Raw genomic sequence first — 12,508 nt, 5'->3', positions numbered from 1 at the left:
ACGGGACACCCGGGGGTACGTTCGAAGACATGGAACTTGTGCTGTGCCTCGCCATCGTGCTGGTCGGCGCACTGGGCGCCGCGGCGCTCATCCGCGCGCAGACCACCGCCCGTCGACGCACCGAGCTGGGCGACGCCCGCGCGGAGGCGCAGCGCTGGTACGAGCGCCTCGGCGGCCAGTTGATGAATCTGCACGGCGACGAGCCGGCGGTCCGCCAGGCGCTCTCCGACGCCGGTGAGCGGTACAACGCGGCGGGCTCGCAGCTGGAGCAGGCGCGCACTTCGAACCAGTTCGCGCTGGCCCGGGAAACCGCGTTGGAAGGGCTGGCGTACATCCGGGCGGCACGGACGGCGCTGGGCATCGATCCCGGCCCCGAACTGCCGCAGTTGGCCGCCGCGCGTGGCGCCGGGCAGCTCACCAGGGAGCGCGAGGTCGACGTGCAGGGGCAGACCTTCCGGGCCGGCCCCCAGCCCGGCCGGGAAACGCCCTACTACTACCCGGGTGGGCGGTATCAGGGCCGGCCCGTGCCGGCCGGCTGGTACTCGACGCCGTGGTGGAAGACGGCGCTGGGCACCGGCGCCGGCGTACTCGGCGGCATCCTGATCGCCGACGCCCTGTTCTCGCCCGCCTTCGCCGACCCGGGGTACGGCTACGACGAGGGCTACCAGGAGGGCTTCGGCGACGGCGTCGACCAGGGTGGGGACGGCGGTGACCAGGGCTTCGACGGTGGTGACCAGGGCGGCGACGTCGGCGGGGGCGACTACGCGGGTGGCGACTTCGGCGGTGGGGACTTCGGTGGGGGCGACTTCGGCGGTGGGGACTTCTGACCATCGGTGAGTGACACGCGAAAAGGCCCCGGTCAGTGTGACCGGGGCCTTTTCCGTCGTCGTTCAGCCGGTGTTGCGCATCCCGGCGGCGATGCCGTTGACCGTGGTGAGCAGCGCCCGCTCCAGGGCCGTGCCGTCGCTCGGGGCGCGCCGGCCGCCGGGGGCGGTGGCCACCGCCCGTCCGGCGGCACCGGACTCCCGGTACTGCCGTAGCAGCGCCACCTGGAGGTGGTGCAGCGGCTCCAGGTACGTGTCCCGCACGGCCAGGGTGCGCTGGAGCACCGGCGAGTTCTCCAGCAGCGCGGGCGAGGCGGTCACCGCCAGCACCTCCCGCTTGGTCAGCTCGTACTCCTGCTCGATCTGCTCGAAGATCGGGTGCAGCTTCTTCGGCACCAGCGTCTCGACGTACCGGCGGGCGATGCTCAGGTCGGTCTTGGTCAGCATCATCTCGACGTTCGACAGGAACGTGCGGAAGAAGTGCCAGTTGCGGTTCATCTCGGCCAGTACGTCGGCCAGCCCGGCTTCCCGGGCGGCGGCCAGCCCGGAGCCGACGCCGAACCAGCCCGGCACGATCTGCCGGGTCTGCGTCCAGCCGAACACCCACGGGATGGCCCGCAGGCCGGACAGCCCCGCGCCGGTGTTCGGGCGCTTCGCCGGCCGGGAGCCGATGTTCAGCGCGCCGAGCAGCTCGGTGGGGGTGGACGCCCAGAAGTACGCCGGCAGGTCCGGGTCCTCGACCAGCGACCGGTACGACCGGTACGCGGAGGAGGAGACCACGTCCATCGTGGCGTCCCACCGTTCGAGCATCTCGGCCGGCTGCCGGGGAGCGGTGTGCAGCAGCGTCGCCTGGAGGACGGCGGCGAGGGTGAGCTCCAGGTTCTCCCGGGCCAGCGACGGCAGGGTGTACTTGTCGGAGATCACCTCACCCTGCTCGGTCACCTTGATCGCGCCGTCCATCGTGCCGTACGGCTGCGCCAGGATCGCCTCGTGCGTCGGCCCGCCGCCGCGCCCCACCGTGCCGCCCCGGCCGTGGAACAGCCGCAGGTGCACACCGTGGCGGGCGGCCACGTCGCGCAACGCGCGCTGCGCCCGGTGGATCGACCACTGGCTGGTGGTGATCCCGGCCTCCTTGTTGGAGTCCGAGTAGCCGAGCATGACCTCCTGCACGTCGCCCCGGGCCGTCACCAGCGCCCGGTACGCGGGCAGCGACAGCAACTCGTCGAGGAGTTCGCCGCCGGCGTTCAGCTCGGCCGGGGTCTCCAGCAGCGGCACGAAGCCGATCCGGGCGCGTCCGCTGTGCACGTCCACCAGGCCGGCCTCGCGGGCCAGCACGACCGCGGCCAGCACGTCGTCGACGCCCAGGGTCATCGAGATGATGTACGACTCGATCACCTCGCCGCCGAACCGGTCCTGCGCCTCCCGGATGGTGCCGAACACGTCGAACGTCTTGCGGGCCGACTCGGAGAGCGGCGTGTCCACGGTGGACAGCGGCCGACGTCCGGTCAGCTCGTCGGCGAGCAGCTTGGTGCGCTCCAGCCGGGTCAGCGCGGGGTAGTCGGTGATCTCGCCGACGGCCCCGTAGAGCTGGGCGAGCACCGCGTGGTGCGCCTCGGCGTGCTCCCGGACGTCCATGGTCGCCAGGTGCAGACCGAACGCGGAGACGGTCCGGATGGTGGAGGCCAGCCGGCCGACGGCGGTGAGCTGCCCGGAGTTGCGGGCCAGCGAGGCGCGCAGCAGCTCCAGGTCGGCGATCAGCTCGGCGGAGCCCCGGTAGTCCCGGCCCGGCACGTGCGCCGTGCCCTGCCGCAACCGCTGCCGGGTGTTGGCGAGCTTCGCCTTCACGCAGCGCGCCTTGAGCCGGTACGGCTCCTCGGCGTTGACGCGGCGGAACCGGGGTGCCACCTCGGGCAGCGCGTCCAGGTCGGCGGCGAGGCTGGCGGAGAGATCCAGTGACACGCCCCGCAGCCGGCGGGAGACGGAGACCTCGTTGATCAGGTGGTCCATCGCCTTCTCGGTGGCCGCGATTCCGTGCTCGTGCTGGATGGCCAGCACGTCGCGGGTCACCGCCGGGGTGACGAACGGGTTGCCGTCCCGGTCGCCGCCGATCCAGGTGCCGAAGCTCAGCGGACGGGCCGTCGGCGAGGTCTCCACGCCCAGCGTGCGCAGGGTGTCGGCGAGGTCGTCGAGCACCTGTGGGGCGGCCTCGGCGTACAGGTCGCGCAGGTAGTAGATGGCGTTGCGGGCCTCGTCGGTCGGGTCCGGCCGGTCCAGCCGCAGCTCGTCGGTCTGCCACATGAGGTCCAGCAGCTCGGCCAGCCGGCGGTTCGCCGGGCCCTCGTCGCTGGCGCCGTAGAGGATCGCGTTGGCGGTCTCGGTGTCCAGTTCGTCGGCGATGGCCCGCAGCTTGGACAGGATCGAGCGGCGGGCCGCCTCGGTCGGGTGCGCGGTGAAGACCGGCCGGACCGCCAGCCGGCGGGCGGCGGCGGCGATCTCCTCGGCCGGCACCCCGCGCTCGGCGATCATCTTGGCCGCCTGGTCCAGCCAGCCGCCCTGCACGGCGCGGCGGCGGCGCAGGTCCCGGGCACGGTGCACCTGCTCGGTGATGTTGGCCAGGTGGAAGTAGGTGGAGAAGGCGCGGGCCAGCTTGGTGCCGGTGGTCACGTCGAGCCCGCCGAGCCGCTGCGCGGCCGCCGGGGCGTCGGTGCGGACCTGGGCGCGGATCTCCTCGACGAGGTCGAGCAGCGGGCGGCCCTCCTGGCGGGCCAGCGTCTGGCCGAGCAGGGTGCCGAGCCGGCGGATGTCGGCGCGCAGCGCGGCGTCCGGGCCGTCGTGGTCGTGCTGGTCGGTCACGATGCGCTCCTTACGTGAGTACGAAGGACAGCGCTGTCCGACTCCCTGGATGGTATCCGCGCGGGGCACGATGGCAGGAGGGGCTCCCCGGATGGCGCGCCGTGACGCGGAACACCTCGGAGATCACTCAACGGCCCGCGTGGGTGCCGCCCGACGGCCCCGGACCAGGGTGGCGGCGATCAGCGCGACGAGCCCGAGGACCGTCCAGAGCGCCAGCCCGGTGACCGGCCAGCCGATCGAGCGCCGGTCGAAGTACACCGCCGACTTGATCAGATCCGTGGCCAACCCGGGCACGTTCCACCGGTGCATCCCGCGCAGCCAGGTGGGCAGGAACTCGGGGGCGTAGATGCCGCCGGAGCCGGGATTGCCCAGCACCACCAGCAGCAGGATGACCAGCCCCGTGCCGAGCACGCCCAGCCAGCCCTGGATCGCGGCGGCGACCATCGCGGCGGCGAAGGCGGCCAGCATGCCGGCGCCGGCGACGGCCGGCAGGTCGTGGTTCCAGACGTCCAGCACCGGGCCGACGATCACCGCGCCGATGATGCCGAGCGCCACGCTGTGCACCGCGAGCGCGCCGATCCGCAGGCCGGCGCGCCGCAGGGTGCGCGGTGCGGTGCCGAGGGAGATGCCGAGCACGGTCGAGGCCAGGTAGCCGCCGAGGACGTACCCGATGGCCAGGTAGAACGGCACCAGGCCGCGCGGGTCGCTGCCGGCCACCGGCACCTCGTCGGTCACGCGCAGCGGCAGCCGGGCCTGCTGGGCAGCGCTGGTGAGCACCTGGACGACCAGCTCGGTGGCGGCCGGCGCGCCGGCACTGGCGGTGGTGAGGACCAGCCCGCCGTCGGGCGTGGAGGTGAGCACCGCGTACACCTCGCGGCTGGTCAGGCCATCGTTGGCGGCACCCGGGTCGTCGTACCCGACGGCTTTGATCTTGTTGGTGCGGTCGCGCACGGCGGTCAGGACGCTGCGCGCGGGCTGGTCGCCCATCGCCACGCCGACCGGCACGTCCCGGGGGTTGGGCTGGTGCAACGCGCCGACATAGGCGGCGATGAACGCGGTGGCCAGCGCCAGGGTGCCGAGCAGCAGGCCGACGGTGCGGGGCAGCCAGTCGCGTACCCGGACCTCCGGCGCCTCGTCCACCAGGTCAGCCTAGGGTGGCGTTTGCCCTGTTTGTGGCGTTTCTCGGGGCGGAAATCCGCTGGCCCGGACCGCTACCGTTCGATCATGGACGCTCCGCGATACCCCACCAAGCCAAAGCCGGGCGACCGGGTCGCCGTCGTCTCACCCTCAGCCGGCCTGCCGGGCCTCTTTCCGCACGTGTACGAGCTGGGGCTGCGCCGGCTGCGCGAGGAGTTCGACCTGGAGCCGGTGGAGTACCCGACCACCCGCGTGATGGGGGCCGACCCGCGCGACCGGGCCCGCGACCTGACCGCCGCCTTCGCCGACCCGGGCATCACGGCGGTGCTCGCCACCGTCGGCGGGGACGACCTGCTCACGGTCACCCCGCATCTCGACGACGACGTGCTGCGGGCCAACCCCAAGCCCTACTTCGGCTACTCCGACAACACCAACGTGCTCAACCACCTGCACCGGCTGGGGATCGTGGCGTACCACGGCGGGTCGGTGCTGGTGCACCTCGGCCGGCCGGGCGTGCCGCACCCGCTGACCTTCGACTCACTGCGCGCGGCGCTCTTCACCACCGACTGGTACGACCTCACCCCGGCCACCGAATGGGGCGACGAACCGCGCGACTGGCGCGACCCGGCCACGCTGGCCGAGGAGCCGGTGATGCTGCCGGGGGAGGGCTGGCACTGGCAGGGGCCGGCGCGGGTGGTGCGCGGACGCACCTGGGGCGGCAACCTGGAGGTCCTCAACTGGCTGCTCGCCGCCGACCGGGTCGCCCCGACGGCGTCGCTGGCCGGCTCGGTGCTGCTGGTCGAGACCTCCGAGGAGCTGCCCCCGGCCACCGAGGTCTACCGGATCCTGCGCAGCATGGGGGAGCGCGGCCTGCTCGCCGGCTTCCCGGCGGTGCTGGTCGGCCGGGCCAAGGCGTGGGACTTCGACCGGCCGCACACCCTCGACGAACGTCGGGCGTACGCGGAGGCGCAGCGGGCCGCGGTGACCCGGGCGTGCGCCGAGTACGCCCCGGACGCGGTCGTGGTCTTCGACGTCGACCTCGGGCACACCGACCCGCAGCTCATCGTCCCGTACGGCGGGGAGGTCCTGGTGGACGCGGTCGAGCGCCGCATCTCGGTGCGCTACTGACCTGTCCCCGTCGGCCCTCGACCGCGCTTCAGTCGCCGACGACGGCGAAGGCGCGGACCGGGAAGGTGCCCATGCCGGCGATCCGGGGCGGGACGGCGGTGAACCGGAAGCCGCTCGGCGGCAGCGCGTCCAGGCCGGTCAGGTGCTCGACGATCGGGATGCCGGCGGCGAGCAGCGTGCTGTGCGCGGGGCGTACTCCGCCGGCCGCCGGGCTCATGTCGTCGATGTTGATCGAGTCGATGCCGACCAGGGCCGCGCCGGCGTCGGCCAGCGCCTCGGCGGCGTCCCCGGTGAGGTGCGGCGCCTCCGGCGCGCCGTACCGCTCGGTGCCGAAGTGCGCAGACCAGCCGGTGTGCAGCAGCACGGCCCGCCCGGCCACCTCGTACGGCGCCAGCATCAGCCGGTCCACCGCCCGCGTGCCGGCCGGCACCCGGACCACCACGCCCGGCAGGTCGGCGAGCCGGTCCAGGGGCACCCCGGTCAGGTCCTCGCCGTCGGCCCAGCGGTGCGCCGGGGTGTCCAGGTACGTGCCGGTGTTGGCGATCATGTCGATCCGGGCCACCCGGAACTCGGTGCCCGGCGCGTAGTTCGCCCGGGACGCCGCGAAGGTCAGCCAGTCACCGATCTGCGGGCCGGGCCAGCCGGGCAGGGTGGTCATCCCGTCGCGGATCACGTGGCTCAGCTCGACCAGCCGCCGGCCGGTGCCGGGTTCACCGGCGGCGACGCCTCGGCCGCCCTTGTGCGGCTCCTCGATGATCGTCTTCGCGCTGATCCGGACCTCCGCGACCATCAACAGCCCGAGATGCCGGACGAACAGCGCGGCCAGGTCCTCGTCGGTGATCTCCCGACCCGGGATGTCCAGCCGGAACCCCTCGGTCCGCAGCCCACCACCGTTGGCGAAGCTCACCTCGGCGTCGAACTGCGCCCTGCACTGCTCGCTCATGTGGAAACCCGACCACACCGATCGGCGACCGGTCAAGATCAATCTCCGCGCGGCTCGTTGTGTGGATCTCGGTGGTGCGGGGCGTGCGGCGCGGCGGACCTGGGCGGAAGGGGATGGGTGTCGGTCGACGGGGATAGGCTGGTCGTCGTGCACCCCCCGTCCGACCGGACGAGGGGCAGCCGTCGTGTGCGTCGACTCCCCTGGAAGTGATCACATGCTCACCGGTCTGTTCTCCGCCGCCCTGGCCGACCCCGGGCTGACCCGGGCGCGTGACCTGGCGCGCTCCGGTGCCGCGCAGGTCGACGGCCTCGACATCACCGCCCCACCGGCGCTGCGCCCGTTCGCGGTGGCCGCCGTCGCCGCCGACCCCGACGGCGTCGCTGGCGGTGCCGGCCGGCCGGTGCTGGCCGTGACCGCCACCACCCGCGAGGCCGACGACCTGGCCGCCGCGCTGGGCGGGCTGCTGCCGGCCGAGCAGGTGGCGGTCTTCCCGTCCTGGGAGACCCTGCCGCACGAGCGGCTCTCCCCGCGCTCGGACACCGTCGGCCGCCGGCTGGCCGTGCTGCGCCGGTTGGCGCACCCGGAGTCGGCCGACGCGCACGGCCGCACCGGGCCGCTGCGGGTGCTCGTGGCGCCGGTCCGCTCGCTGCTCCAACCGCAGCTCAAGGGGCTCGGTGACCTGGAGCCGGTGCAGCTCGCCGCCGGCGAGGAGGCCGACCTGGAGGAGGTCGCCCGCCGGCTGATCGACATGGCGTACGCCCGGGTCGACCTGGTCACCAAGCGCGGCGAGTTCGCTGTGCGCGGCGGCATCCTCGACGTCTTCCCGCCCACCGACGAACATCCGTCGCGGGTCGAGTTCTGGGGTGACGAGGTGGAGGAGATCCGCACCTTCGCCGTCGCCGACCAGCGCACCATCGAGCAGGTCCCGCTGCTGTGGGCGCCGCCCTGCCGGGAGCTGCTGCTGACCCCCGAGGTCAGGGCCCGGGCCGCCGCGCTGGCGCAGGAGCACCCCGAGCTGGCCGAGATCCTGGACAAGCTGGCCGAGGGCATCCCGGTGGAGGGGATGGAGTCGCTGGCGCCGGTGCTCGTCGGCCCCGACTCCCTGGAGCTGGTGCTCGACACCATGCCCACCGGCACCCACGTGCTGCTGTGCGACCCGGAGCGGATCCGCACCCGGGCTCACGACCTGGTGCGTACCTCGGAGGAGTTCCTCCAGGCCAGCTGGGCCGCCGCAGCGGTCGGCGGCCAGGCGCCGGTGGACGTCGGCGCCGCCGCCTTCCGCACGCTCGGCGAGGTGCGCGCCGCCGCCGGCAAGCTGGGCCAGCCGTGGTGGACGCTGTCCCCGTTCGGCCTGACGGAGGCGGACACCGCCGAGCCGCGGCAGCCCTGGGAGGACGCGCCCGAGCAGGCGGCCGTCACCCCGGACGACGCCATCGCGGTGACCCTGGCCGCCCAGCCGGCCCCGCTCTACCACGGTGAGACCGCACGGGTGGTCGACGACCTCAAGCGTTGGGCCGGCGAGGGCTGGTCGATCGCGCTGGTCTTCGAGGGGCACGGCCCGGCCCAGCGTGCGGTCGAGGTGCTGCGCGACGCCGGGCTGGGTGCCCGGCTCGCCGAGGAGGTGCCGACCGCGCCCGTTCCCGGCGAGCTGGTGGTCACCTGCGGCGCGCTGGGCAGCGGGTTCGTCGACGAGGCGTCCCGCTTCGTGCTGCTGACCGGCAACGACGTGACCGGCGGCCGGGGCACCTCCACCCGCGACATGCGCAAGATGCCGAGCCGGCGGCGCAACACCATCGACCCGCTGGAGCTCAAGGCCGGCGACTTCGTGGTGCACGAGCAGCACGGCATCGGCCGGTACGTGGAGCTGGTGCAGCGCACCGTCAACGGCGCCAGCCGGGAATACCTGGTCATCGAGTACGCGGCCAGCAAGCGGGGCCAGCCCGGCGACCGGCTGTTCGTCCCGACCGACCAGCTCGACCAGCTCTCCCGCTACGTGGGCGGCGAGCAGCCGACGCTGCACAAGATGGGCGGCTCGGACTGGCAGAAGTCCAAGGCCCGCGCCCGCAAGGCGGTTCGGGAGATCGCCGCGCAGCTGATCCAGCTCTACGCCGCCCGGAAGGCGTCGAAGGGGCACTCGTTCGGCCCGGACACGCCCTGGCAGCGGGAGCTGGAGGACGCGTTCCCCTGGCAGGAGACGCCGGACCAGCTCGCCGCGATCGACGAGGTCAAGCGGGACATGGAGCAGACCGTCCCGATGGACCGGCTGATCTGCGGTGATGTCGGCTACGGCAAGACCGAGATCGCGGTCCGGGCGGCGTTCAAGGCCGTGCAGGACGGCAAGCAGGTAGCGGTGCTGGTGCCGACCACGCTGCTGGTGCAGCAGCACTACAACACGTTCGCCGAGCGGATGAGCCAGTTCCCGGTGGAGATCCGGCAGCTGTCCCGGTTCCAGACTCCGAAGGAGACCGAGCGGACGCTGGAGATGGTCGCCGACGGCACCGTCGACATCGTCATCGGCACCCACCGGCTGCTGCAGACCGCCACCCGGTTCAAGCAGCTGGGCCTGGTGATCGTCGACGAGGAGCAGCGCTTCGGTGTCGAGCACAAGGAGCACCTGAAGACGCTGCGCGCCTCGGTCGACGTGCTGAGCATGTCGGCCACCCCGATCCCGCGCACCCTGGAGATGGCGATCACCGGCATCCGGGAGATGTCCACCATCGCCACGCCGCCGGAGGAGCGGCACCCGGTCCTCACGTTCGTCGGGGCGCAGGACGACCGGCAGGTCGCCGCGTCGATCCACCGGGAGCTGCTGCGTGACGGGCAGGTCTTCTACCTGCACAACCGGGTCGAGTCGATCGACCGGGCGGCGCGGCGGCTGCGGGAGCTGGTGCCCGAGGCCCGGGTCGCGGTGGCGCACGGTCAGATGGGCGAGGACGCCCTGGAGAAGGTCATGGTCGGCTTCTGGGAGAAGGAGTTCGACGTCCTGGTCTGCACCACGATCGTGGAGTCCGGCATCGACATCCCGAACGCCAACACCCTGATCGTGGAGCGGGCCGACCTGCTGGGTCTGGCCCAGCTGCACCAGATCCGTGGCCGGGTCGGGCGGGGCCGGGAGCGGGCGTACGCCTACTTCCTCTACCCGCCGGAGAAGCCGCTCACCGAGCACGCCCACGAGCGGCTGGCCACGATCGCCCAGCACACCGAGCTGGGCGCCGGCATGTACGTGGCGATGAAGGACCTGGAGATCCGGGGCGCCGGCAACCTGCTCGGCGGCGAGCAGTCCGGGCACATCGAGGGCGTCGGCTTCGACCTGTACGTGCGGATGGTCGGCGAGGCGGTCTCCGCGTTCAAGGGCGAGCGTCCGGAGGAGGAGGCCGATGTCAAGATCGACCTGCCGGTCGACGCGCACCTGCCGCACGACTACGTGAGCGTGGAGCGGCTGCGGTTGGAGATGTACCGCAAGCTCGCCGAGGCGCGTGACGAGGAGCGGCTGCGCGAGGTGGTCGCCGAGATGACCGACCGGTACGGGGAGCCTCCGGCCCCGGTGCAGAACCTGGTGGCGGTCGCCCGGTTCCGTCTGCTGGCCCGCCGGTACGGCCTCTCCGACGTGTCGATGCAGGGCAAGCACGTACGGTTCGGGCCGCTGCCGCTGCCCGACTCGAAGCAGATGCGGCTGAAGCGCTACCACCCGGACGCGGTCTACAAGCAGGCCACCGACCAGGTCAGCGTGCCCCGGCCGACCACCCGTCGGGTCGGTGGCGAGCCGCTGCGCGACCAGGCGCTGCTCGAGTGGTGCGCCCAACTGCTCTCCGATGTGCTGGGCGCCCCCGCCCCACTGGCGGTGGCGGCCGGGTGAGGTGGGGGCCGTCACAGCACGGGAGAGGGCATGAGAGAGTGACGGGCATGCGTGCTCGCCGTCTGATCGCCGCCGCCAGCGTCGCGGCCCTGGGTGTCCTCTCCCTCGCCGCCTGCGGGAAGTCCGCACCGGACGTCGCCGCGTACGTCGGTGACGCCACCTACTCGGTGCAGCGGGTCGACGAGATCTACGCCGACGTGCAGGCGAAGTACGGCGACGCTGTCCGGCAGGAGGCCGGTCAGGCCGGTGCGACGCCGTCGCCGGAGCAGCTGCGGTCCGCCGTCACCCGGCAGGACGTGGTGAACCTGCTGGTCAGCCTGGAGCTGGGCAAGAGGGTTGCGGCGGCGAAGAACCTCCAGGTGCCCGACGAGGTGACCCCGCAGCAGTTGGAGCAGAACCTGCGGGTGCCGGCCAGCACCGAGTACACCAAGCTCTGGGGCGAGTGGATCGACCTGCTCCAGGTGCTCAACCAGCAGCTTCCGCCCGCCGAGTTGAGCGACGACTCGGTGATGGCCGTCTACCAGGCCCTCACGAAGACCGGCGCGATCCAGGGCGGGATGCCGGTGGCCGACGTCCGCCGGGCGTTCGGCGACGCCGGCTTCGTCCGCGCCGCCACCGCCCTCAGCACCGCGCTGGAGGAGGAGGCGACGAAGGTCGACGTCTCGATCAACCCGCGTTACCGGGCGGTCGGGGTGCCGTCGGTGGTGAGCACCGGTCAGTCGCTGGTCTTCTACTCGCTTCCGTACATCAACGAGGATGGTCCGGTCACCGACATCTCCAGCCCGGAGCCGGCGGCGTCGAGTGCCGCCCCGGAGACCGAGGGCACGGCCAGCTGAGCATGTCGGCACGGATCGTCCTGCTGGTCACCTCACCCCGGCTGCCGGCCGGCCTGATGACCTCGGCCGCCTGGGATGTCGTACGCGCGCATCCGGTGCTGACCGGCGCGGAGAGCGAGCTGGTCACGGCCGTGCGCCAGGCGGGCGCCGAGGTCACCGTCGTGGAGGGCCCGGCGACACAGCCGCTGCTGGACACGGTGGCGGCGCACGGGGCGGCGGTGTGGCTGGCCGGTCCGGCCGGCGACGAGGCGTTGGCCCGGGAGCTGGGTCTGCGGCTGGCCCGGGAGCCGGGGCTGGCCGAGCTGGAGCTGATGTACGGCTCGTGGGACCCGCCGGGTGCCCGGCTGCTGGACGCGGTGGCCGTCATGGACCGGTTGGCGTCCCCGGGCGGCGACCCGTGGAAGCGGGCACAGACGCACCGCAGCCTCGCCGGTTTTCTGCTGGAGGAGAGCTACGAGGCGTACGACGCGATCAGCGCCGGTGACACGGACGCGCTGCGCGAGGAGTTGGGTGACGTGCTGCTCCAGGTGGTGCTGCACGCCCGGCTCGCCGAGGAGTTGCCCGAGGGTGAGCGCTGGAACGTCGACGACGTGGCCGGTGGCCTGGTCGACAAGATGATCCGCCGCAATCCGCACGTCTTCGCCGGTGCGGAGACGGGCACCCTGGAGGAGATCACCGCCAACTGGGAGCGGATCAAGAAGGCCGAGAAGGCACGTGAGTCGGTGCTGGACGGTGTGGCCCTGAGCCAGCCCGCCCTCGCCCTGGCCGCGAAGATCCTGGACCGGGCGGCACGGGTCGGCCTTGCCGTCCCACCCCCACTGGCCGACTCCCAGGTGGACGAGGAGGCACGACTCGGCGCCAGCCTCCTGGCCACGGTCGCCGCAGCCCGCCACGCCGACCTGGATCCAGAGGCAGCCCTCCGCCGCACCAC

The 12,508-nt window shown here is 73.0% G+C and carries 8 protein-coding genes; 5 read left to right on the top strand and 3 right to left on the bottom strand.

The window, feature by feature from the left end; all coding sequences use genetic code 11:
* Positions 1-29 precede the first annotated feature (29 nt).
* Positions 30-827: a hypothetical protein gene (locus M8C17_RS08020; RefSeq protein WP_252415775.1), complete on the top strand. Its 798-nt coding sequence runs from the start codon at positions 30-32 to the stop codon at positions 825-827.
* A gap of 63 nt (positions 828-890) precedes the next feature.
* Here M8C17_RS08020 and ppc read toward each other — a convergent pair whose 3' ends face one another.
* Complete coding sequence (gene ppc / locus M8C17_RS08015; protein ID WP_252415774.1) at positions 891-3,677, bottom strand: phosphoenolpyruvate carboxylase; 2,787 nt, start codon at positions 3,675-3,677, stop codon at positions 891-893.
* 123 nt (positions 3,678-3,800) lie between these two features.
* Positions 3,801-4,817, bottom strand: coding sequence for a hypothetical protein (locus M8C17_RS08010; protein ID WP_252415773.1), 1,017 nt, complete (start codon positions 4,815-4,817; stop codon positions 3,801-3,803).
* An 84-nt stretch (positions 4,818-4,901) separates the two neighbouring features.
* On the opposite strand from M8C17_RS08010, the gene M8C17_RS08005 reads away from it, so the two are divergent.
* Complete coding sequence (locus tag M8C17_RS08005) at positions 4,902-5,942, top strand: S66 peptidase family protein (protein ID WP_252415772.1); 1,041 nt, start codon at positions 4,902-4,904, stop codon at positions 5,940-5,942.
* A 28-nt stretch (positions 5,943-5,970) separates the two neighbouring features.
* Here M8C17_RS08005 and M8C17_RS08000 read toward each other — a convergent pair whose 3' ends face one another.
* On the bottom strand, positions 5,971-6,885 hold the full coding sequence (locus M8C17_RS08000) for a cyclase family protein (protein ID WP_252415771.1): 915 nt from the start codon (positions 6,883-6,885) through the stop codon (positions 5,971-5,973).
* Between the two features lie 214 nt (positions 6,886-7,099).
* On the opposite strand from M8C17_RS08000, the gene mfd reads away from it, so the two are divergent.
* The 3 genes from mfd to M8C17_RS07985 all read left to right on the top strand — a co-directional run.
* Positions 7,100-10,741, top strand: coding sequence for a transcription-repair coupling factor (gene mfd / locus M8C17_RS07995; RefSeq protein WP_252415770.1), 3,642 nt, complete (start codon positions 7,100-7,102; stop codon positions 10,739-10,741).
* 47 nt (positions 10,742-10,788) lie between these two features.
* Positions 10,789-11,577, top strand: coding sequence for a hypothetical protein (locus tag M8C17_RS07990; RefSeq protein WP_252415769.1), 789 nt, complete (start codon positions 10,789-10,791; stop codon positions 11,575-11,577).
* Between the two features lie 2 nt (positions 11,578-11,579).
* The coding region (locus M8C17_RS07985; RefSeq protein ID WP_252415768.1) for a nucleoside triphosphate pyrophosphohydrolase at positions 11,580-12,508 on the top strand (929 nt) is incomplete at its 3' end.

The organism is Micromonospora sp. RHAY321 (assembly GCF_023896955.1).
Taxonomy (GTDB): domain Bacteria; phylum Actinomycetota; class Actinomycetes; order Mycobacteriales; family Micromonosporaceae; genus Micromonospora.
Note: the sequence above shows the minus strand (reverse complement) of the source record. Positions and strands in the feature narration are given on the sequence as shown.